This window comes from Caulobacter sp. GW821-FHT12A07 (assembly GCF_058807655.1).
The window spans coordinates 24,088-44,219 of record NZ_JBXAQX010000006.1 but is presented as its reverse complement, the minus strand read 5'-3'; the positions used below and the strand labels follow the sequence as shown (position 1 = coordinate 44,219).

Below are 20,132 nucleotides of genomic sequence, written 5' to 3'. Positions count from 1 at the left end.
GGCGCGGCGGCGGCGAAAACGCCTGGCCAGCAGCCTGACCACGGTCACGAAGACGAGAAACTTCCAGATCTCGGCAAAGATGTTGGTGCGACCCACGACACGGTTCCTTCGATGAGCCCGCAGCGACGCGCCGCGAGAAGGCCGCCATCTGCGCTCTGAGGACCTGGCCGAGACAGCCGAATAAAGTCCGAGAAACCGTTCGGGAAAATCGAACGGACCTAGCCGATCTTGATGAGATTGTGGGTGATCAGCGCGCCGCCGAATTGTTGCAGGCGCCCGCCTTCGGCGATCTTGCCCAGGATCACCGGGAAGAAGCCCAAGGCCGTGGCCAGCCTGCTGATTTCCTTGTTGGCGTTGTCGTCGTCGCCGGCCAGGAACAGCACCCTGTGTCCGCCAGCGAACTCCGGCGCGGCGGCGAGCACCGCGGCCGGGAGGGTGTTGAAGCCCTTGACCAGCCGCGCGCCCACCGCGGCCTCGGCGACGACCTCGGACGACAGCCGGCCGCCAAGGTCGGTCGGTGTGAAGTTGGTGAAGTTGATGGCGTTGGTGGCGTCGACGACGATGCGGCCTTTCCAGTCGGGCACCTGCCCAAGGATGACGGGCGCGGCCGCGAAAGGCGCGGCGAAGAGCACGATCTCGGCGGCGAGCGCTTGGTCCAGTTCGACCGGCCAAATGACGTCGCCCAGCTCCTGGACCAGCGGCTGGATCGAAGCCGCGCCGCGGCTGTTGGCGATCTGGACGCCGAGCCCCTTGGCGGCGAAGCGACGCGCGAGCGCCGAGCCGATCGCGCCTGAGCCGACGATGGCGATGGTCATGACAAAGGATCCTTTCACTAGCGCGGCGAATGTGCGGATCAGCGAGCCCGCCGCCTTGGACGCCTCGTCGATATTTGACGCGCTCGGCGGGAACCGGCGGGCGTGTGGCTTGCCGGAACGCCTGACCTTCGCCAAGTCTCGAACCTACGACGATGTCGAACGAACACCGCGCAAACCTTCGAGATTTTCGATGAATGATCCGGGCAACCCAACCCTCGATCAGCTGAACATCCTGCTCGCCGTGGTCGATGGCGGCAGCTTCGGCGCGGCGGCCCGACAGCTTCGACGCGCGCCGTCGGTCGTTAGCTACGGCGTGGCCAACCTCGAGGCCCAGCTGGGCGTGGTGCTCTTTGATCGCGACAACAGCAAGCGCCCGATCCTGACGGACGCGGGTCGCGCTGTCGTCGCCGAGGCGCGATCCATCGTCGAAGGCGTTTCCGGGCTAAAGGCCAAGGTCAAGGACCTCGCACGGGGCGTCGAGCCCGAGGTGCTCTTGGCGCTCGATGTGATGCTGCCCGCAGATCGCGTCGTGGACGCCTTGCGGGCGTTTAGGGAAGCCTACCCGGCGGTGACCTTGCGTCTCTACACAGAGGCCTTGGGCGCGGTCACGGACATGGTGCTCACCGGGCGTGCGACGCTCGGCGTCAGCGGCCCGCTCGACGTCAGCGCCACGGGCATCGAGCGCATTGGCGTGGGATCGGTTGCCCTCGTCCCTGTCGCGGCGCCCGATCATCCTCTGGCGCGGGCCGGCCGCAACCATCCTGGCGCGGGCCGCGATCACATTCAGCTCGTTCTGACCGATCGCTCCGCCCTGACGGAAGGCCAGGATTTCGCCGTGGTCGGTAATCGCACCTGGCGCCTGGCGGACCTGGGATCCAAGCACATGCTCCTGCGCGAGGGGATCGGCTGGGGCAACATGCCAGAGCCGATGGTTCGCGAAGATCTCGCCAGCGGCCGACTCGTCGTCCTCGACATGCCCGACGCTCAGGGCGGTCCCTACCGGTTGCAGGCCATCTATCGCAGCGACAGCCCGCCCGGGCCGGCGGCGAGCTTCCTCATCCGCCGCTTCGAGCTTCAGGCAGCCTCGTCATCGGGCGGCCAAGCCTTGGATTAAGCCGGCCAGGCCCATTCCATACTCGGGTATGAGGCGGCCAAACACGGGAAGGCCCCGCGACACGCACGGGTGCAATGGCGGCGCGCGGTGGGCTTGAGGAACAGTGATCCCAGCTTCGGAGCCCGCCAGGGCGCGTCAGTAAGGGATCACCCTCATGTCCTTCCTCGCCATCGACACCGCCCGCGCCGCCCCCGCTTCCGGGCTTGTGGCCATGCAGATTCTGGACGGCGAGCGCCGCAGCTTTGCCGACCTCCAGGAGGTGCTCGAAGCGCTCGACAGGACGCTCGACCCCCAAGCGGCGATGGCGCGGGCCTTGGTGGCCAAGGCGTCGGCGATCGTTTCGACGGCTACGGCGCCCAACGCCGAGCGCTTCACTAGCGGCGGACTTTCGCCCTGGCAGGTCCGCAAGCTGCGCAAGCACATCGAGGCCAACCTCGACACGCCTCTGAGCAATACCGAGCTGAGCGCACTGGTCTCCTTGAGCCCCAGCCACTTTGGCAAGGCGTTCAAGATCAGCTTTGGCGACACGCCGCACGCCTACATCACCCATCGTCGCCTCGAAGCGGCCAAGACCATGATGCTGGTCGGCCGCGAGCCGCTGAGCCAGATCGCCTATCAATGCGGCTTTGCCGACCAGTCGCATCTTTGCCGCCTTTTCCGACGCGCCACGGGCGCATCGCCGAAGGCCTGGCGCCGTCAGCATCTGCTGGCGGCTTGAGGGGAACCGACGCGGGGGGCAAGAACTCTCCAGCGCCCCTATGTCCTTAATCCCGGCCACTGCAGGCGACACGCCTCGCGTCGCCTTCCTGGCCGCTGTTGTACAGTCCCTCCGGCCCCATCGGACTTGAGCTGGCTGGACAGGCCTACAGGAGGGGGGCGATCCTGGCGTCGATGGATTTCCTCGTCGCGCAACGCCTTCCGTCCTCGGGACACACGCCATGACGGTTTGGCGCGAACCCGCCTTTGAGCCGCCTGGCTACGGCTCCTTGCTTTCGCAGGCGATGCAGATCGTCGAAGCGCACGATCCGGACCTGCTTTGGCCCGTTGATGAGGGCATGCAGGTCATCGTCAGCGACTACTCGGGCCAGCACCGTCAAGCGACCCACGAAGTTTATTCGTTCCTGATCACAACCTGGGATGTACTTCAGGCTTGGCTGCCCCTTCGTGACGCCTTCAGGGCTAAGTGGCTCCCCGATGGCCGACGCCTTTCGTTCAAGCAACTGCGTGAGCCGATGCGACGGCGCGCCTACGGGCCGTTTCTCGAACTCGTGGGCTGTCTGCCGGCAAACCTGATCACGGTCATGATCGACAACCGTGTTGGCAGTTTCATTGACGGTGGTCCAAGGGCGTTGGCCGAGGCGCTCGACGACTGCTTCACACCCGATACGCCTGACGCGAGTATCGAGAAGATCCATCGCCTCGCGCTTTTTGTCGCACTGCTCCAAGCAGGTCTCCGTCGCGAGGAGCAGCCCTCCCTTTGGATCAGTGACCATGACGAAACGCTCGACAGCTACGAGCGTCGAGAGGGTTTCAGCCGCCTAGCCACCTATTTGACCTTTGGGATAACCGGCTGGCGTAAGGCCGCGGATCAGAACTTCATGACCACCGAGGCCAAGGGCATGCCTGATTGGGTGGAAGACGTGGCGGCCATTCCAGACATCGCGGCAGGGGCGTGCGCGCAGTTGGAGGGGGTGCTACCGCTCTTTGGGCCAGGGAAAAACTGGACGATCCCGTTGACCCACAGCGTCGAACCTGACTGGCGCGCCAAGCTCTTTGGCGATTGGCTCTCGGCGCCTCACGGCACGCTGAGGCATGTGCTACTGCGCTTAGCCCCTGACGACAGCGGCGAAGTGCGCGCCTCGGCTCAGCGGTTCATACGTCGACCCGTTTTCGCTCCCTCTGCCCCCGAACGATAAGCCGTGAAGGCGCCTTGGGCGTTGCTATCTCAGCCTGTCTTGATTTCATCGAAGGACTTCACGCCCAGCTGCTGGAACAGCACCAGGCCGTGGGGCACGCCCCAGTGCGCCGTGATCTTGCGATCGCGGACCTCGACGATGTCCATGATCGGAAACGCGATCTGCCGTCCGGTCGGGGCTAGGCCCATGAAGGTGGCTTTGTGCGTGCCGCGATAGGTCTTGAACGAGGCGACGCGGCCATCGGCGACCACCTGTAGGTGGACCTCGGCCCGGAAGTCGGGGAAGGCGTCGCGGAAGGTGTGATAGATGCGCCGCGCGCCGACCTTGTCCGGCGAATAGCCCGGAAACGGCGTGTGATCGACGAAGTCCGGATCAAACAGTTCCTCGAACAACGCGAAGTCGCCGCCGCTCTGCACCTCGGCGATCAGTCGTCCGACGATGGCGCGCGCTTCGGCGTCCTGGGCGGTGTCGGTTTGGGGCGAGGCCGAAGCGCCCGGCGCGGCCATCAGGGCGGCCAGACAGCCGGCGGATCCGACGAGGGCTCGGCGGGCGGGATCGAACGGGAGGCGGCTAGTCATAGGGGGTGTCCTTGGATCGCCGGGGGTGGCGCGGAGAACCCAAGGCCTAGCCTGGAGGGTCGCGTGCGTTATTGGATCATCCGGCGTCGAAGGGGCGGCGCGAGCGAGGAAGCCCGCGCCGCCCCAGGCGTCGGCTACTCGGCGGCCACGGCCTGGGCCTCGGCGTTTGACGAGGCGCGTCCGCCGGCCAGGCCGATCAGCAGGCCGGTGGCGACGGCGGAAGCCGCGGCGACCCACATGGCGCTGACGACGCCGGCGCGATCGACGACCAGACCGCCGACCAGCGCGCCCGCGCCGATCGAGAGCTGCGCCACCGAGACGAAGAGCGCCCCGACATTCTCGAGGCGATCAGGCGCGGCGTTGAACATCCAGGTCTGCATGGTGATCGGCAGCATGCCGAACGCCAGACCCCAGGCGAGCACGGCGATCACCGCAGAGATCGGATTGGCGCCGGTCAGGGCCAGGAGCGCCACCGAGCCAGCGGTCAGGATCGCCATGGCGATGACCGAGACCCGCACGTCGCGGCTGGCGATCCAGCCGCCGACGATGTTACCCAGGAATCCCGTCACGCCATAGCCCAGGAGCACCGCGCTGAGCGCGCCGGCCGTCACGCCGCTGACCTGATTGAGGAAGGGGGTGATGTAGGTGTACCCGGCGAACTGCCCGATGAAGATCAGCACGGCCGCCGCCGAGCCCAGCCGCACCTTGGGCAGGCGCATGACGTCGGGCAGGCCGCGCAGGCCTTGGCTCGATTGCGGCTTGATGCTGGGCAGAACGATCGACAGCGCCAAGGCCACGACGCCGGCCATGACGGCGGCGACCACGAAGGCCGAGCGCCACCCGAAGGCCTCGCCCAGCAGCGCTGCGGCCGGAACACCAGCCACGGTGCCCACCGATACGCCCGACAGGATCAGGGCCGAGGCCTTGGGGCCTTCCGCGCCCGGTCGCAGTCGCGGACCAAGCGATCCGCCGATGGTCCAGAAGCCGCCGACCGCCAGGCCCAGTAGCACACGGCCGATCAGCAGGGTCGTGAAGTTGGGCGCCAGGGCGACCACCAGGTTCGACAGCGCCAAGAGGCCCAGCAGGAACAGCAGAACCTTGCGGCGGTCGAAGCCGGCGGCAAGGCCGATGGTCGCCGGAGCGGCGACGGCGGCGACGAAGCCGGGCGTCATCACCGACAGACCTGCGACGCCTTCGGTCACGCCGAGGCTTTGGGCGATCTTGGGCAGCAGACCAACGGGTAGGAACTCGGTGGTGACCAGGGCGAAGGCGCCGACGCCGATCGTGGCGACGGCCAGCCAGGAGGCGGCCGGACCCTGGTGGTCGGCGGCCTCGGACGTTGAGGGACCCATGGGGGACTCCGATGAGCGCCCCCGCCGATCGGCGGGGGCGTCGGCTCAGCCGAACTTGACGAGGTTGTGGGTGGGCAGCGGACCGCCCGGGAACTGGGCCAGACGACCGCCGACTTCGGTGGAGCCGAGATCGAGCGGGTAGAAGCCCAGGCGTTCGATCAGGGCGTTGACCTGAGCCTTGGCCCGGGCGTCGTCGCCGGAGACGAACAGGATGCGACGGCCGCCTTCGCTGCGCGGATCGCCTTCGATCAGGCGGGGCTGCAGGTGGTTGAACGCCTTGACCACCCGAGCGCCGGGGACGAGGTCGGCGAAGACCTCGCTTGACGGCCGGCCGCCCAGATCCACCGGTCGAAACAGCGGCGCCTCGATCGGATTGTTGGCGTCGATGACGATGCGGCCCTTCCAGTCGCCCAGGCCTTCCAGGGCCTTGGGCAGCTTGGACCAGTTGACCGCCACCAGGACGATGTCGGCGCTGGCGGCCTCTTCACGCGTGCCGGCCTTGATCGTGGGGCCCAGCTCCTGAACCAGGCTGGCCAGGCTTTCAGGGCCGCGGCTGTTGGCGATCGTCGCCTCGATCCCCGCGCGGGCCAGAGCCCGCGCGAAGGCCGAACCGATCGCGCCCGCGCCGATGATGCCGATAGTCATGATCGTAGTCCTTCAGCTTGAGGGAGCGCGGGGCGGTTAGGCGGTGAAGCCGCCGTCGGCGAGGATGTCCGCGCCGGTGACGAAGGCCGCTTCAGGGCTGGCGAGGTAAGCCACCAGACCAGCGATCTCACCCGACTGGCCGTAGCGGCCGACCGCGATGCCCGGGCCGACGATGGCCGAGACCGGACCGTCGGCGGGGTTCATGTCGGTGTCGGTCGGGCCGGGGTGGACGGTGTTGACCGTGATGCCCTTGGGGCCCAGGTCACGCACCAGGCTGCGATTGAAGCCGGCCACCGCGCCCTTGGTCAGGGTGTAGACCGAGGCGGTCGGGAAGGCCGCGTAGCGGGTCATCGAGCTGCCGATGTGGATGATGCGGCCGCCGTTCTTCATGTGGCGCACCGCTTCCTGGGTGGCCACGAACACGCCCGTGACATTGACCGCGATCATCCGCTCGTAGTCGGCGAAGGCATAGTCTTCGATCGGCGCGTTCACCGCGACCCCGGCGTTGTTCACCAGGATGTCCAGGCCGCCGAAGGTCTCGACGGTCTTGGTGACGGCCGCGCGGACGGCGTCCGGGTCGCCGGCGTCGGCTTGCACGGCGATCGCCTTGCCGCCGGCGGCGGTGATGGCGGCGACGACTTCGTCGGCCTTGGCCGGCGAGGCGCTGTAGGTCAGGACGACCTGGGCGCCGTCGGCGGCCAGGCGCTTGGCGATGGCCGCGCCGATCGAGCGCGAGCCGCCGGTGACGAGGGCCGTCTTGCCGGAAAGGGTTTGGGCTTGGGTGGTCATGGAAAAGCTCCGTGGTTTGATGAAGCCCATATTGCGATCCCAATCCCCTCGTATTAGTCGTGAGTGGCTTGCATCAGTCTCAAGTCAAACTTGAAAGTAGCGGCATGGAAAGCCTGGCGAACCTGGAGTCGTTCGTGCGTAGCGCCGAACTGGGGGGCTTTTCCGCCGCCGCGCGCCGGCTGGGCCTGACGCCGGCGGCGGTCAGTCGCAACGTCGCCACGCTGGAGAAGAATTTGGGGGTGCGCCTGTTTCAACGGAGCACCCGCAAGCTGACCCTCACCGAGGCTGGCGAGCGGTTCCTGGGCGAGATCGGCAATAATCTGGATGCCCTGCAGGCGGCGATCGCGGTGATGAGCGCCGATCGCGACGCGCCGGCCGGGATCTTGAAGGTCAGCCTCAGCCCAACCTTCGGCGAGCGCTACATGCTGCCGATGTTGCCCGCCTTCATGGCGCGCTATCCGGCCGTGCGCATCGATTGGCAGCTTGAAAACCGGCCCGTCGACCTGATCGCCGAAGGGTTCGACGCGGCCGTCGGCGGCGGGTTCGAGTTGGGCGCGGGCCTTGTGTCGCGCACCCTGGCGCCAGCCCATATCATCGCCGTGGCCGCGCCGGACTACATCAAGGACAAAGCGCCTCTGGTCGATCCTTCGGGTCTCATCGCCCTTGACGGGATCGTCATGCGTTCGGCTCGAACCGGGCGGGTGCGCGAACACATGATGCGAGACGCCCATGGCCGAGAAGTGGCCGCGCCGTTGCGCGACACCATCGTGCTCAACGATCCCTCGGCCATGCGCCGGGCCGCGATCCTGGGGCTGGGGGTCAGTCTGCTGGCCGTACCCGATGTGCTGCCCTACCTGGAGAGCGGCGCGTTGGTGCGCCTCGTCCCCCAGTGGTACGCCGACGCGGGTCCCATCTCGCTCTACTACTCCAACCGGGCCCTGCTGCCGGCCAAGACGCGCGCCTTCATCGACCATGTCGTCGAAGTGTTTCGCAAGGAGCGCTATGCCGAACGCTTCGCGGGAAGCCTGGGCTAGAACGCAAAAATCGCCCGGCCGCGCGGGGCGACCAGGCGATGGTTCTTGGCCGTGAGGCTTGTCTTAAGGCTGGGCGAGGGGACGGCCGCCAAACAGCGGCGAGGGGCGCTGGCGCAGGGCGTCGACGCTGAGCGCCCCGCCGCCGAACGCGGCGATCTGCAGGAGCCCGCCGGCCATGGCCAGGTTCTTGAGGAAATGGATAGCCTGGTTCGGGTCGCCGACGGCGCGATGAAAGAAGATCGCCGTCGCCACGCAGAACCCAGCCAGAACCAGGGCCATGATCCGCGTCTTGAAGCCGATCAGGAACAGAAAGCCGATCCCGAGTTCGACCAGGACCGCGCCTGCATAGCCGACCTGAGGCGCTGGCAGGCCTACCGCGGCGATATAGCCGATGGTCGCCGCGGGGGCCGACAGCTTCGTCAGGCCGCTGGCTATGAAGATCACGGCGATCAGCAGGCGACCGGCCGCGGCGGAAGTGGAGGTGAGCTTTTCCATAATGTCCTTCGTCGGATCGAGGATGAGGGCTGGGGTCGGACGGATCAGGCGGCGACCGACGCGCTGGCGGCCGGCGGGCTCGTCGCCAGCAGCTGCAGTTCCCAGGCGAACGCGATGCCGCTGCCGCCGCCGTGCTCGGCGAGGATCTCGGCGACGGCCGGCACGGTGCCTTCGCGCGCCCAGTCGCGTTGCCATTCGCCCATCACCGCCATCCAGGTGATCGGTTGACCGCCGGCGCTGGCCATCCTTCGCACCGCCATCTCGTGCGCTTCGAGCGTCACCCCGCCCGAAGCATCGGTGACGAAATAGACTTCGTAGCCCTCGCCCAGGGCCTGGATCACCGGCATGGCCAAGCAGATTTCGGTCCACAGCGCGGCGACGACCAGCTTCTTGCGGCCAGTCGCCTTGACCGCCTCCACCACCCGCGCGTCCTGCCAGGTGTTGATCAAGGTGCGATCGATCGGCTTCTGGTCGGGGAAGACGTCCTGGAGGCCCTTGATCAGGGCGCCGCCGCGCGCCTCGATGACGGTGCTCAGAATGGTGGGCACACCGAAGGCCTTGGCCGTCTTGGCCAGTCCCACGACGTTATTGACGATGATCGTCGGCTCATGGCTGTGCAGATTGGCGAACTGGAACGGTTGATGGTCGATCAGCAGCAGGACGCTGTCTTCAGGCGACAGCAGAGCGTCGAGACCGGTGTTGGGCATGGGGCAACCTCATCCTTGAAGAAGAGGTCAGGGTCGCTGAGGCCGATCACCAGATATCGACGATCCGCACGCTGGTTTGTCGATCCCGGCGTCGTTCTCGTCGCGAGCGGGTGCTGACGCGCCGGCCTCAGGCGGGTCCGTCCGTCGTCACGACCTGGTTCACCTGGACCTTCGGGTAGGTGAAGGTCTGAACCACCATGCCCTTGGCGTCGAGCAATTCGACGGTGTCGCCGCCGTTGTTGAGCGACAGAGGCTGGCCAGCGCGGGTAAGCGTCTGCTCGGCGCGCGCGGCCAAGACAATGCTGGTGTCGAAGGTCCAGTAGGCGCCGCTGAGATCGCGCAGTTGCCAGCCCGCCAGGCTCAAAGGCGCGTCTGTCGTGTTGGCGACGGTGATCTGCTCGTTCTGCAGGTCCGGCCCTTCAGGATCGGGCAGCAGCGACACCAGCCGCAAGGCCGGGGTCGCGAGCGAGGGCGGCGTCAAGGGCGCCGCCGCGCCGTCGAACCAGATCGGCGCGCTCCAGGCGCGGTCCTCGTCCTCGTGCTCGGCGTCAGGTCCAGACGATTGCGTCACCCGGACCAGGACGTATTCGCCCGCCTGCCGCGCATAGACGCCATCCAGCGTCCAGACCCCATTGCCCTGCACCCTGTAGGACTGCACGGGTCGAAACGCCGGATCTCCACCCGGCATGTCCTGAAAAACGTCGATCCGGTAGGCCGCATTGGGCTCGTCAGGATCGTGCAGGTCTAGGGACAGATCATATTCGGTGTCGGTCGCCGGCGCCGGCGCGACGTCGCCCATGACCCATCCGCTCGAGCGGAAGATCACCTTCAGGTTCTTGTCCTCGGAGGCGAAGGTGCGCCTTGCCCGCAGCGCTGCAAGGATCGCGGGCTTTGTCAGACTGGCGGCGTAGACGCCGACGCGGGCGTGGCTGATCGTGCCCCAGGTCTTGTAGTGATTGTCGTGGCCGACGCTGGGGCCGATCCGGAAGCCGACATTGAGATAGGCGAGATACTGCCGCTCCTTGCTCTCGGCGCGGTGAAGGCCGCCTTCCTCCATGGCCGGCGCGTTCAGCACCTCGATCAGGGAAACGGCCGGCCCGAGCGTGGCGACCCAGTTTTCGTCCGGGCCAAGCTTTACGCGGCCATAGTCCGTCTCGAACCGCTGACCGCCGCGAGGATGGTTGAACTGGACGACCGGGATCGCTCCGGCGCTGTCGGGGTGGCGCTTCAGCCAATCAAGAAGATCGGCGAAATCGCCGCTCTTGGCGTCGATGACACTGGCGGCGTCGAAGACGTTGACGTGGTTGCCCGAGCTGATGGTCGAAAATTCCTGGCCGTAGAGGGCGATGAACTGTCCATCCTTGCTGGCCTTGGCGGCCGCCGACTTCAGCGATGCGGCGTCGGCGCCCTGATAGAGCGCCGGCTGGGTGGCGATGAGCTTGTTGTCGCGGCGATCGGGCGTGGCCCCCATCTCGGCGTCTTTGTGATTGTGTTCAGTGACCGCGAAGAAATCGAGGCCGGCGCTCTTGGCCATGGAGAAGGCCTCGCGCGGCGCGCCGCTGCCGTCGCTGTAGCTGGTATGGGCATGAAGATTGCCGAAATAGATCTCGTCGGCGGCGACCGGCCCCCCGCCCAGGATCGCCAGGCCCGCGATGATCCACGTCCGTCTGTTGTTCACGATCAGCCCCCCAGCCTCACCAAGAGCGTCCCGCGCGAGGCGAGTTAATGCAAGTCGCAAACCAGCGTTGTGTGAATTTCACATGACCCATACCCGGGTATGGCTTGGAGCAAACCGGGGCGCGATCAGACCGATACGCCAAGGCAAGTTCGCTGCGCGCCGACGTTTGGCACTCTGTCTGGGCGATCGGACGCCGCCCAACCCTCCCCCGGCCGGCGCGACCCTCGCAAGGATCGGCGTTGTCTCCCCCTACACGCCGGGCGCCGTCGCCTCCAGCGACGGGCCACAATCGTGCCGGCGGCGGTTCCTGTCCCCCGCCCCGCCGCCGGCACGCCACCCTCGCTGGCGGCCGGAGCGAACCGATGTCCAAGACTGTGCTTCTGATCCATGGAGCCTGGCTTACGCCCAGCTCGCTGGACGGCTTTCGCCATCGCTATGCCGCGCGAGGTTTCACGGTTCTGGCGCCGGCCTGGCCGCTGATGGACGCGCCGATCGCCACCCTGCGGGAACGTCCCGATCCGGGCCTGGCTGATCTCACCCTGGGCCGCATCGCCGACCACTATGCCGGCATCATCGCCAGCCTGCACGAGGCCCCCATTCTGATCGGCCATTCCTACGGTGGGCTCATCGTCCAGATGTTGCTCGATCGGGGCCTTGGCGCGGCCGGCGTCTCGATCGAACCGGCCCCAGCCGCTGGCATCAAGCCCGGGCCTGTCGCTCTGGCTGCCGCCTTTCCGGTGTTCGCGGCCTGGGCGGGGTGGCGGCGGGTGCTGCGCATGAAGCGCGCCGCGTTCGGCAAGTATTTCGCCAACGATCTGCCGCGCGCCGTGCAGGACGCGTTCTTCGACCAGGAAATCGTTCCGGCGCCCGGGCGGATCTACTACCAATCGGTCCTCGGTCTCGGCTCGTCCATCGACTGGAAGAACCCCGAGCGCGCGCCCCTGCTGCTCGTCAGCGCCACGGGCGACAAGACCATCGAGCCGGCGATGGTGCGCCAGAACCTCAAGCGCTATGCGGCCTCGCCGGCGCTCACCGCCTTCAAGAGCTTCGCGGGCCGTTCGCACCTACTGATCGCAGCGCCGGGCTGGGAGGATGTGGCCGACTATGCGCTGTCCTGGGCGCAGAATCCCACGGCGACGCCGGTCGTCGCCGCCGCGCCCCCTTCGATCTCAGACCCGCTGGCCGCTCACTGAGCGCCAAGCGCTCCGCTTGGATCAAGGGCCTGCGCGGCTTGACCTCCGCGCAGGCCGTTCGCAACGAGACCGACAATGCCTGAAACCCTCCCAGATAGCCCCGCGCCCGCCATCGAGAAGGTGGTGTTGCCGGCCGTGCGCGACCTTGGCGACGGCTTTCAGGTGCTGCGCGCCTTGCCGACCCGCGAGCGTCGCATGGTTGGTCCCTTCGTGTTTTTCGATCAGTTCGGTCCCACCGTGTTTCGCGCCGGCCAGGGTCTCGACACCAGGCCCCATCCGCATATCGGCCTTTCGACCCTGACCTACCTGATCCAGGGCGAGATCGTTCATCGCGACAGCGCCGGCCACGTGCAGACCATCCGGGCCGGCGAGGCCAATTGGATGACTGCGGGCCACGGCATCGTCCATTCGGAACGTTCGAGCCCGCAGGCGCGCAACGCCGGCGGCACGGTGTTTGGGCAACAGATCTGGGTCGCCCTGCCCAAGGCGCTTGAGGAGATCGAGCCGAGCTTCTCCCACCATGCGGCTGCGTCGCTGCCGCGCCTACTGGGCGATGGGGCCGAGATCACCATCGTCGCCGGCACGGGATTTGGCGCGCAGGCGCCAACCCCTGTCTTTTCCGACCTCGTCTATGCCGACATCATCCTTGCGGCCGGAAGCCGCCTCAAAATCCCGGCCGACTATGTCGAGCGCGCCATCTACATCGTCTCCGGTTCGCTGAGCGTGGCCGGCGACGAGATCGTCCACGAGGCTGGCCGTCTCGTCGTCTTCAAGCCCGCGGCGGAAATCGTCCTGAAATCCGACGCCGGCGCGCGCGTGATGCTCGTCGGCGGCGAGCCGCTCCCCGAGGCGCGGCACGTCTACTGGAACTTCGTATCCAGCTCGGTCGAGCGCATCGAACAGGCCAAGGCCGACTGGCGCGCCCAGCGCTTCGACGCAATCGTGGGCGAGAGCGAGTTCATTCCGCTGCCGCCAGATCCGCCCGGCCTCGCCTACAAGGGCTAAGGCCAGACCCGCCCTAGGTTCGTTGGGGAACGTTTGCCAGCAACGCGGCGAGTTCGGGCTGGAGGATCGGTGAATGGTCTTGCAGCTGGCTGGCGATGCGCAGGACGACGTCCCAGAATTGGCGGACCGCATCCTCGGCGCACCCGCGGGCGCCGACGAGATCCGCGCCACGGTCTCCAAGCTGTCGAACAAGGTCAAGATCCGCGCCGCTGCCGGGCGGGCCAGCGTAGCCGATCATAGGGTCTGTGCTGTCGGGCAGATCGCCTGTGGCTTTTGCGTGGCTGACGGCCGCCGCGCCTCCGAAGAAGTAAGCGGCGAAGCGGGTGGCGTCATGGCCGTTCTGCGGCAGGGCAAGACCTGAACTGGTCAGAGCCTTGCTGGTCTTGGGATCGTAATGCAGGTGAACAGGGACCTTGCCCATCTCCCGCTTGAGGACGACGGCGTGGCCAGCTTCGTGAATGCAGATCTTGTCCATGGTTCTCCCCGTAACGCCGACGCGGCGCGAGCCTTAGCGGACGGGGTGTTGGCCAAGCGTTACCACGGGGAAGGTCGGAGGCGGCCGGCGAAGTTGAACCGCCAGTCCCGCTGAGAGACCGATCCCATAGGCAGCCAGGGCGATGAGGCTGAGGAAGCGTCGCATCGAGGCGGTCCCTTTCGTGAACGAGGTGGCGATCCGGCCGACGACGTCGAACCGGATCGCCGCCCGATGCCCCGCGTCAGCGGAAGAAGGCGACGAATTCCTTGATCAGGACCTGGGGCTGTTCTTCGGGAACGAAGTGGCCGCTGTTGTCGACCTTGACGAGTTTCAGGTCGGGCGCCTTGGGCGGCAGCGCCGCCTGGAGCCAGGGGTAGCCGATCCCGCCCAGGGCCAGGACCGGCATCTTCAGCGGGCCGTAGGTGGCCTCGTCGTCGATGTCCTGGGCGAAGCTGCGATACCAGCCGTTGCCGCCGCGGATGGCGTCGGCGTTGTTGTAGGCCGCGAAGTAAATCTCGCGGTCGGCCTTGGGGATCGAGGCGTTGTCGCGCAGCATGTAGTTGAACGACCAGTCCTGGATCAGATGATAGCGGCCCAGCAGCAACTCTTCGGGAAGCTCCGGCACCTGGTTGAGCGCGAACCACCACGGCCAGACCGGATGGGCGTCGTCCACCTTGGCGCCGAACGAGCCCTTGGGCGGGATCATCGGTAGGCCCTTCCAGCCCTCGGCTGGGTGGGGCGTGTCGATCAGGGCCAGCTTGATCGTACCTTGCGGATAGTTGGCCGCATAGGCGTAGGCGACCATCGCGCCGATGTCGTGACCGGCGATATTGGCCTTCTCGTAGCCCAGCGAGCGGATGAGCCCGTAGATGTCGCCGGCCATGGTCTTCTTGTCGTAGCCGCCAGCCGGCTTGGCCGAGCCGCCCATGCCGCGAATGTCGACGGCGATGACGGTGTAGTGCTTGGAGAGCTCGGGCATGACCTTGTTGAACTCCCACCAGGTCTGCAGCCAGCCGGGCATCAGCACCAGCGGCGGGCCCTTGCCGCCGATCACGTAGTGGATGCGCGTGCCGTTGACGTCGGCATAGGCGCTCTTGAAGTCGCCCAGCCGCTTGGCGAGGTCGACGTCGGACACCGCGGGAATGACGCGGTCGGCAGGGGCGGCGAAGACGGTCGTCGAGACGGCCAGAGGCGCAGCGAACGACAAGGCCAGGGCGCCGGCCATCAGGGCGCGACGAAGGCTCGCGCCGGCGCGGCGCGTCGAGGACGTATGGGTCATGAGGGGTCTCTTCGGTTGGGGAGGCGGATGCGGCGGCGCTAGGCCGCGGGCAGTTTGGCGAAGCAGTTGCGCAGCTCGTCGACGAACAGGGCCGGCTGCTCGAGGGCGGCGAAGTGGCCGCCCTTGGGCGGATAGTTCCACCAGATCAGCTTGCTGTAGGCGGCCTCGCCCCAACTGCGAGGGGGCAGATAGACCTCGCCGGGGAAGACGCTGATGCCGACCGGGATATCGAGCGGGATCGCCGTGAAGGTGAAGTTGCGGTTTTCCCAGTAGGTCCTGGCCGAGGACGCCCCGGTGTTGGTGATCCAGTAGAGCATGATCTCGTCGAGGATCTCGTCGCGCGTCAGGACCGTCTCGGGCACCCCGCCGCTTTCGGTGGCGTCGACATAGTGGTCGTACATCCAGGCGGCTTGGCCCAGCGGCGAGTCCGAGAGCAGAAAGCCCGTCGTCTGGGGCTTGTTGGCCATCTCGTGGAAGTAGCCCGACCGGGTGTCGCTGTAGAGCTTGAGCGCGGCGATGGCGGCGGCTTCCTGCGGCGTCGGGGCGGTCGGCAGCTTGGCCGGCAGAACGATCGGGAAGTTCAGGTGAATGGCGTCCAGCCCCGGGACATGGTCGCGGGCCATCAGGGTGGTGACGATCGCGCCCCAGTCGCCGCCCTGTGCCACGAAGCGCTCGTACCCCAGCCGACGCATCAGCGTCGACCAGGCGTGGGCCGTCGTCTGGTGGGTCCAGCCGGGCTTGCTGGGCTTGCCCGAGAAGCCAAAGCCCGGAAGCGCGGGGATCACCAGGTGAAAGGCCTGATCGGCCGTGCCGCCGTGCGCGGTCGGGTCCGTCAGCGGACCGATGACCTTCATGAACTCCAGCACCGATCCAGGCCAGCCATGGGTCATGATCATCGGCTTGGCCTGCGGGTGCTTGGAGCGGATGTGCAGGAACCAGATGTCGAGGCCGTCGATCCTGGTCTTGAACTGCGGATAGGCGTTCAGCTCCCGCTCGATCCGGCGCAGGTCATACTTGTCGCGCCAGTGCGCCATCAGCGCCTTCATCGGTTCGGTGCGAATACCTTGGCTGCGATCGGGGACGATTTCCGGGTCTGGCCAGCGGATCGCGGCCAGTCGGCGCTTGAGATCGTCCAGATCGGCTTGCGCCAGCGCGACCTTGAACGGGACGACCGCCTCGCCGGCGGGCGCGGCAGCCAGGCTTTGGGTCGCTGGCGCCAGGCCCGCCAGCGCGACCAGGGCCAGTCCCGAGGCCACCAGACTCCGGCGAGAGACGAGGGGCTCGTCGCGAAGACGATCTGTGGAGGATGCGGACGTCATGGCGGGCTCCCGGCGAGGATCTCGGACTGGCCGCTGTCCGCCAGGATTTGGCGCGAGCAGCGGTGTCCCTCCTTCGTGCCAGCCGCCCGATCGAATGTGTTGAAGACGCCCACGCGAACTGGGACGAGAGCGCGGTAATGACGGTTTCTGCGGGCTAGAGCCGGCGCCGGACAACCAGGCCCAGCGTGCGCGGGGGCGCGCTCGTCACCTGGGTTCGGCCAAGGGTGACGGCGTTGGCGGTGGCGGTCGACAGCGCGACCTCGTCGAACAGGTTGTCGATATAGGCCAGCATCGACCACCGACCATCCTGGCTCTCGACGCCGACACGCAGGTTGGTCAGGACGGAACTGGGAAGCCGTCGGTAGAAGGCGTTGGTGGGCCGAAACTCCGAGTAGGACGCGCCTGAATAGCTCAGGTCCAACTGGATCGATCCGGTGAGGCCGGCGATCGGGCGCTCGTAGCGCGCCGAGGCGGTCGCGATGGTCTTGGGAATGTAGGGGACGCGATCGTTCTTGCGGCCGGCGGCGACCACGGCGGCGTTGATCTGATCTTCGGAGAGCGCCGCGTCCAGGGCGGTCAGCGCGCCCGTCAGGCTAAGGCCCCTCGCGGGCCGGATCCGAGCCTCCAATTCAACACCCGAGATCTCGGCGGCGCCCGCGTTGGCGGTGAAGCGGAAGAGGCCGTCGGGACGCGAGCCGAGCGCCTGCAGATTGCTCCAATCGCTTCGGAAGGCCGAGGCCTGGAGGTCGGCGCGGCCGGCCAGACCCTCGAGCCGAGCGCCCGCCTCGTAGGTCCAGACGTGATCCGACCGATAGGCCACCAGTGCGTCGGGCAAGCCCAGAACCTGGTTCACGCCGCCCGGGCGATACCCCTTGCTGGCCTGGCCAAACACCAGGGCGCCCGGCGCGATCCGATAGCTAGCGTTGAACCGCGACACCCACCCCGTCTCACTGGCGTCGTAGCGTGCGTAGGGCGTGGCCGGCGCGTTGATCAGGTCCAGGCCCAGCGGCGTCTGGCCCGCGCTCTGGCGCTCATAGCGAAACCGGCGCGCGCCGGCTTCCAGGCGCAGGCGTTCGCTTGCCTGCCAGCCAAGATCGGCGAAGACGGCGGTCTGGCGCAACTGCTCGGAGATCTGCCGGATGAAGCGCGGCGCGCGGCCTTCGATGACCTGGCCGTTGGCCGGATCGACATCCATCTGGACGTTGGTGACTTCACCGTCGCGCTCGGCGTGGAAGACGCCGACGGTCCAGGCCAGAGGGGCGGCCGCCTTGGAGCTGGCGCGCAGCTCGAAGTTGTCGTTGTCAGTGGCCTGGCGCGGCTGGATGACGTTGGGAATGAAGCTGGCGACGTAGCTATTGAACGTCGCCGTCGTCTCGGGTGAGCAGGGCGCGCCGCCGCCGCGCAAGCGCGCGCACATGGCCGCGTTGTTCAGATAGGTCGCGAAGAAGGCGCTGGCGTCGGTGTTGAACTGATCGATCCGGCGGTGGCTGTGCGAGGCCAGCCCCGTCACCACGACCGCGCCGAGATCCCAGCGACCCGTAAGGCTGTAGATTTCCTGCTTGTCGAGATTGGTCCGGCGAGCCTGGGCGTCGTCCTGATAGTCGCCCGCCTCCAGAACCCAGGACGGAAGGTCGCCGCGATTGTCCTGGTAGTGGACGGCGGCATCGATGGTCAGGTCTTGCCGCGGCGTCCAGCGCAGGAGCACCCGCCCGCCCCACCGGCGCGCGTCATTGAGGTTCTTGGCCTGGCGCGCGGAGCTGTCGATATAGCCGCCGCCGCTGTCTTGAAACCCGACCAGACGCAGGGCCAGACGCTCGTCGACCAAGGGGAGGTTGAGCAGGGCCGACGCGCGTTCACCCAGCTCGCCGCCGGCGCGATGATAGACATCGATCTGACCGGCCGCCTCGGTTGAGAAGCTGGGCTTGGCGAACAGGACCTTCACCGCGCCGGCCATCGCATTGGAGCCGTAGAGCGTGCCTTGCGGGCCGCGGAGCACCTCGATCCGCTCAACGTCGAAGAGCGCCAGGCCTGGGGCGGATCCGCCCGCGTCATTGCTCGCGCCGACCGATCCGGAAACCGCAACCTCGTCGTAATAGAGCCCGACCGTGCCCTCGCCGATTCCCTGGATCCCGCGAATAGCCAAGCGAAGGTTGGAGGCGCCGCCATTGAGAACGGTCAGGCCCGGCGCCAGACCGTTGAGGCTGGCGATATCGACCACGCCTCGGTCTTCAAGCGCATCGCCCGTCAGGGCCGAAACAGCGGCGGGCGTATCGCGCAGCAAGGCCTCGCGCCGGCTGGCGGTGATGATGATCTCGTTGACGCGATCGCCTTGTTCCTGGGCCCGCGCGCTTGTCGCCAGGTGCGGCGCGGCCAAGGCGCCGGCCAGCAACATCAGGTTCCTGGCTTTCATTGAACCGCTTGCCCCCGAGCGCCGCGCGGCGCGACGGTCACGATGACCAGGACGCTGAGCGCCAGGGCAGCGATCATGATCCCGGCGATCGCGAAGGGGCCTTGCGCCTTGAGCAGGGGCAGCAGGGCCAGAGGCGCCAGAGCCGCGCCCAGGCGGTTGAACGCCCATGAGACAGCGACAGCGAAGCTGCGCATGCGGGTCGGGAAGACCTCGCCGGCCAGGATGTAGAGCATCGGCACATACATCAGGGCCACCAGATTGAAGGCGAAACCCGACGCCATGAGCACCAGGGGACTGGTCCCCCACGCGAAGGCGATGATCGCGACCGCGATCAGGCCCGCGCAGAGGCCCAGACCCAGACGGCGGTCGATCTTGTCGATGAAGGGCGTGGCCGCCAACGAGCCGATGGGCGGCCCGAACGCGGCCACCCCGACATAGAGCAAGGTGTCAGACAGCTTGAAGCCCTTCTCCAAAAGGATCGGGGCGCTGATGATTGGGAAGCTGATCAACGCCCAGCCGCTGAGGAAATAGAGCCCGAAGATCACCGCCCAGACCAAACGCGAGGGCGTGTCGGACGGGGGCGGGTCTGGCGGCGGGCGCGTCTGATCCGCGGCCCTGAACCTCACGAGCCGCGGCGAGGCCAGGAAGCGGCTCATGATCGTGTCGGCCGCGCCATCGCGACCACACGCCAGCAGCCAACGCGGCGACTCGGGCAAGGCCGCGAACGCCAGCGCCAGGACGGCCGCGCCGCCGCCGCCGATCACGAAGGCCCAGCGCCACCCCTCCAGGCCGAGCGGCGCCAGCGGCGTCAGGTCCCGAACCAGAAAGATGGCCAGCGGCGCCCCCAGGGCCCCGATCGCGCTCACCAGGATAAGCACCGGTCCGCGCCGCGCGGCGGGCAGGATATCGGTGAGATAGGCGAACATCACCGGAGGATAGGCGCCCATGGCCATGCCGCCGATCACGCGCAGAATGGTCACGCCCACCAGACTTGGCGTCATCGCCGCAGCGAGCGAGGACAGGCCCAAAAGCGCCATCAGCCCGATCAGCACCGTGCGCCGTCCAAGCCGGTCCCCGGCCTTGCCGAACACCGGAGCGCCGACCAGGGCGCCAATATAGATCGAGGACAGAAGCCACGGCAGTTGGCGGGCTGTCGCCGGGTCCGCATGGGCGCCGAAGACCGCCGACAGCACGCTGGTCAGGGCCACTTCCCACAGATCGAAACCAAACCCCAGGGCGCAGACCGCGATGATCGCTACATGCAGTCGGGACAGCGGCGCCGAGGGCGTCTCGTCCTCGGCTTTGAGATAGATCTTGGCGATCGACAT

At 67.3% G+C, this 20,132-nt stretch carries 19 protein-coding genes; 6 read left to right on the top strand and 13 right to left on the bottom strand.

What is annotated here, in order from left to right; all coding sequences use genetic code 11:
* Positions 1-218: 218 nt before the first annotated feature.
* The gene (locus tag AC1RRS_RS13875) at positions 219-815 is read right to left on the bottom strand and encodes an NADPH-dependent F420 reductase (protein WP_492855655.1); all 597 of its coding nucleotides are present in this window, start codon (positions 813-815) and stop codon (positions 219-221) included.
* On the opposite strand from AC1RRS_RS13875, the gene AC1RRS_RS13870 reads away from it, so the two are divergent.
* The 3 genes from AC1RRS_RS13870 to AC1RRS_RS13860 all read left to right on the top strand — a co-directional run bounded on the left by AC1RRS_RS13870 (position 802) and on the right by AC1RRS_RS13860 (position 3,845).
* Positions 802-1,929 carry a LysR family transcriptional regulator gene (locus AC1RRS_RS13870; RefSeq protein WP_492855654.1) on the top strand — a complete coding sequence of 376 codons (1,128 nt, stop codon included), beginning with the start codon at positions 802-804 and terminating at the stop codon, positions 1,927-1,929. The two genes, AC1RRS_RS13875 and AC1RRS_RS13870, sit on opposite strands and share 14 nt — an antisense overlap.
* Before the next feature lie 154 nt (positions 1,930-2,083).
* Positions 2,084-2,647, top strand: a complete 564-nt coding sequence (locus tag AC1RRS_RS13865) for a helix-turn-helix domain-containing protein (RefSeq protein WP_492855653.1) — start codon at positions 2,084-2,086, stop codon at positions 2,645-2,647.
* A 220-nt stretch (positions 2,648-2,867) separates the two neighbouring features.
* The gene (locus tag AC1RRS_RS13860) at positions 2,868-3,845 is read left to right on the top strand and encodes a hypothetical protein (RefSeq protein WP_492855652.1); all 978 of its coding nucleotides are present in this window, start codon (positions 2,868-2,870) and stop codon (positions 3,843-3,845) included.
* Between the two features lie 29 nt (positions 3,846-3,874).
* On the opposite strand, the gene AC1RRS_RS13855 is transcribed toward AC1RRS_RS13860, so the two are convergent.
* The 4 genes from AC1RRS_RS13855 to AC1RRS_RS13840 all read right to left on the bottom strand — a co-directional run bounded on the left by AC1RRS_RS13855 (position 3,875) and on the right by AC1RRS_RS13840 (position 7,209).
* A complete protein-coding gene (locus tag AC1RRS_RS13855; protein WP_492855651.1) occupies positions 3,875-4,423 on the bottom strand; it encodes an ester cyclase in 549 nt (182 codons plus the stop codon).
* 134 nt (positions 4,424-4,557) lie between these two features.
* Complete coding sequence (locus AC1RRS_RS13850) at positions 4,558-5,775, bottom strand: MFS transporter (protein WP_492855650.1); 1,218 nt, start codon at positions 5,773-5,775, stop codon at positions 4,558-4,560.
* Between the two features lie 45 nt (positions 5,776-5,820).
* Entirely contained in the window at positions 5,821-6,420 is a 600-nt protein-coding gene (locus AC1RRS_RS13845) for an NADPH-dependent F420 reductase (RefSeq protein ID WP_487291787.1), read from the bottom strand.
* 36 nt (positions 6,421-6,456) lie between these two features.
* On the bottom strand, positions 6,457-7,209 hold the full coding sequence (locus AC1RRS_RS13840) for a 3-oxoacyl-ACP reductase family protein (protein ID WP_487291786.1): 753 nt from the start codon (positions 7,207-7,209) through the stop codon (positions 6,457-6,459).
* A gap of 104 nt (positions 7,210-7,313) precedes the next feature.
* Here AC1RRS_RS13840 and AC1RRS_RS13835 point away from each other — a divergent pair, with 104 nt between their 5' ends.
* Positions 7,314-8,243 (top strand): LysR family transcriptional regulator, encoded by a 930-nt coding sequence (locus AC1RRS_RS13835; protein ID WP_492855649.1) that lies wholly within the window; start codon positions 7,314-7,316, stop codon positions 8,241-8,243.
* A 63-nt stretch (positions 8,244-8,306) separates the two neighbouring features.
* Here AC1RRS_RS13835 and AC1RRS_RS13830 read toward each other — a convergent pair whose 3' ends face one another.
* The 3 genes from AC1RRS_RS13830 to AC1RRS_RS13820 all read right to left on the bottom strand — a co-directional run bounded on the left by AC1RRS_RS13830 (position 8,307) and on the right by AC1RRS_RS13820 (position 11,123).
* On the bottom strand, positions 8,307-8,738 hold the full coding sequence (locus AC1RRS_RS13830) for a DoxX family protein (RefSeq protein ID WP_492855648.1): 432 nt from the start codon (positions 8,736-8,738) through the stop codon (positions 8,307-8,309).
* A 44-nt stretch (positions 8,739-8,782) separates the two neighbouring features.
* Positions 8,783-9,445, bottom strand: a complete 663-nt coding sequence (locus tag AC1RRS_RS13825) for a hydrolase (protein WP_492855647.1) — start codon at positions 9,443-9,445, stop codon at positions 8,783-8,785.
* Between the two features lie 127 nt (positions 9,446-9,572).
* Positions 9,573-11,123: a CehA/McbA family metallohydrolase gene (locus AC1RRS_RS13820; RefSeq protein ID WP_492855646.1), complete on the bottom strand. Its 1,551-nt coding sequence runs from the start codon at positions 11,121-11,123 to the stop codon at positions 9,573-9,575.
* Between the two features lie 362 nt (positions 11,124-11,485).
* On the opposite strand from AC1RRS_RS13820, the gene AC1RRS_RS13815 reads away from it, so the two are divergent.
* Complete coding sequence (locus AC1RRS_RS13815; protein WP_492855645.1) at positions 11,486-12,316, top strand: alpha/beta hydrolase; 831 nt, start codon at positions 11,486-11,488, stop codon at positions 12,314-12,316.
* A 75-nt stretch (positions 12,317-12,391) separates the two neighbouring features.
* Entirely contained in the window at positions 12,392-13,321 is a 930-nt protein-coding gene (locus tag AC1RRS_RS13810; protein WP_492855643.1) for a pirin family protein, read from the top strand.
* Between the two features lie 13 nt (positions 13,322-13,334).
* Here AC1RRS_RS13810 and AC1RRS_RS13805 read toward each other — a convergent pair whose 3' ends face one another.
* The 5 genes from AC1RRS_RS13805 to AC1RRS_RS13785 all read right to left on the bottom strand — a co-directional run bounded on the left by AC1RRS_RS13805 (position 13,335) and on the right by AC1RRS_RS13785 (position 20,132).
* Complete coding sequence (locus AC1RRS_RS13805; protein WP_492855642.1) at positions 13,335-13,796, bottom strand: hypothetical protein; 462 nt, start codon at positions 13,794-13,796, stop codon at positions 13,335-13,337.
* A 241-nt stretch (positions 13,797-14,037) separates the two neighbouring features.
* Positions 14,038-15,075, bottom strand: coding sequence for an alpha/beta fold hydrolase (locus AC1RRS_RS13800; RefSeq protein ID WP_492855640.1), 1,038 nt, complete (start codon positions 15,073-15,075; stop codon positions 14,038-14,040).
* A gap of 38 nt (positions 15,076-15,113) precedes the next feature.
* Positions 15,114-16,394 (bottom strand): epoxide hydrolase family protein, encoded by a 1,281-nt coding sequence (locus tag AC1RRS_RS13795; RefSeq protein WP_492855639.1) that lies wholly within the window; start codon positions 16,392-16,394, stop codon positions 15,114-15,116.
* Positions 16,395-16,548: 154 nt separating this feature from the next.
* Entirely contained in the window at positions 16,549-18,804 is a 2,256-nt protein-coding gene (locus AC1RRS_RS13790; RefSeq protein ID WP_492855638.1) for a TonB-dependent receptor, read from the bottom strand.
* Positions 18,801-20,132 carry an MFS transporter gene (locus AC1RRS_RS13785; protein WP_492855637.1) on the bottom strand — a complete coding sequence of 444 codons (1,332 nt, stop codon included), beginning with the start codon at positions 20,130-20,132 and terminating at the stop codon, positions 18,801-18,803. The genes AC1RRS_RS13790 and AC1RRS_RS13785 overlap by 4 nt, the downstream gene beginning before the upstream one ends.

Coding starts and splice junctions, on each gene's coding strand:
- AC1RRS_RS13870 (WP_492855654.1), top strand. CDS start 802: ATGGCGATGGTCATGACAAAGGATCCTTTCACTAGCGCGGCGAATGTG.
- AC1RRS_RS13875 (WP_492855655.1), bottom strand. CDS start 815: ATGACCATCGCCATCGTCGGCTCAGGCGCGATCGGCTCGGCGCTCGCG.
- AC1RRS_RS13865 (WP_492855653.1), top strand. CDS start 2,084: ATGTCCTTCCTCGCCATCGACACCGCCCGCGCCGCCCCCGCTTCCGGG.
- AC1RRS_RS13860 (WP_492855652.1), top strand. CDS start 2,868: ATGACGGTTTGGCGCGAACCCGCCTTTGAGCCGCCTGGCTACGGCTCC.
- AC1RRS_RS13855 (WP_492855651.1), bottom strand. CDS start 4,423: ATGACTAGCCGCCTCCCGTTCGATCCCGCCCGCCGAGCCCTCGTCGGA.
- AC1RRS_RS13850 (WP_492855650.1), bottom strand. CDS start 5,775: ATGGGTCCCTCAACGTCCGAGGCCGCCGACCACCAGGGTCCGGCCGCC.
- AC1RRS_RS13845 (WP_487291787.1), bottom strand. CDS start 6,420: ATGACTATCGGCATCATCGGCGCGGGCGCGATCGGTTCGGCCTTCGCG.
- AC1RRS_RS13840 (WP_487291786.1), bottom strand. CDS start 7,209: ATGACCACCCAAGCCCAAACCCTTTCCGGCAAGACGGCCCTCGTCACC.
- AC1RRS_RS13835 (WP_492855649.1), top strand. CDS start 7,314: ATGGAAAGCCTGGCGAACCTGGAGTCGTTCGTGCGTAGCGCCGAACTG.
- AC1RRS_RS13830 (WP_492855648.1), bottom strand. CDS start 8,738: ATGGAAAAGCTCACCTCCACTTCCGCCGCGGCCGGTCGCCTGCTGATC.
- AC1RRS_RS13825 (WP_492855647.1), bottom strand. CDS start 9,445: ATGCCCAACACCGGTCTCGACGCTCTGCTGTCGCCTGAAGACAGCGTC.
- AC1RRS_RS13815 (WP_492855645.1), top strand. CDS start 11,486: ATGTCCAAGACTGTGCTTCTGATCCATGGAGCCTGGCTTACGCCCAGC.
- AC1RRS_RS13810 (WP_492855643.1), top strand. CDS start 12,392: ATGCCTGAAACCCTCCCAGATAGCCCCGCGCCCGCCATCGAGAAGGTG.
- AC1RRS_RS13805 (WP_492855642.1), bottom strand. CDS start 13,796: ATGGACAAGATCTGCATTCACGAAGCTGGCCACGCCGTCGTCCTCAAG.
- AC1RRS_RS13800 (WP_492855640.1), bottom strand. CDS start 15,075: ATGACCCATACGTCCTCGACGCGCCGCGCCGGCGCGAGCCTTCGTCGC.
- AC1RRS_RS13795 (WP_492855639.1), bottom strand. CDS start 16,394: ATGACGTCCGCATCCTCCACAGATCGTCTTCGCGACGAGCCCCTCGTC.
- AC1RRS_RS13790 (WP_492855638.1), bottom strand. CDS start 18,804: ATGAAAGCCAGGAACCTGATGTTGCTGGCCGGCGCCTTGGCCGCGCCG.
- AC1RRS_RS13785 (WP_492855637.1), bottom strand. CDS start 20,132: ATGTCGATCGCCAAGATCTATCTCAAAGCCGAGGACGAGACGCCCTCG.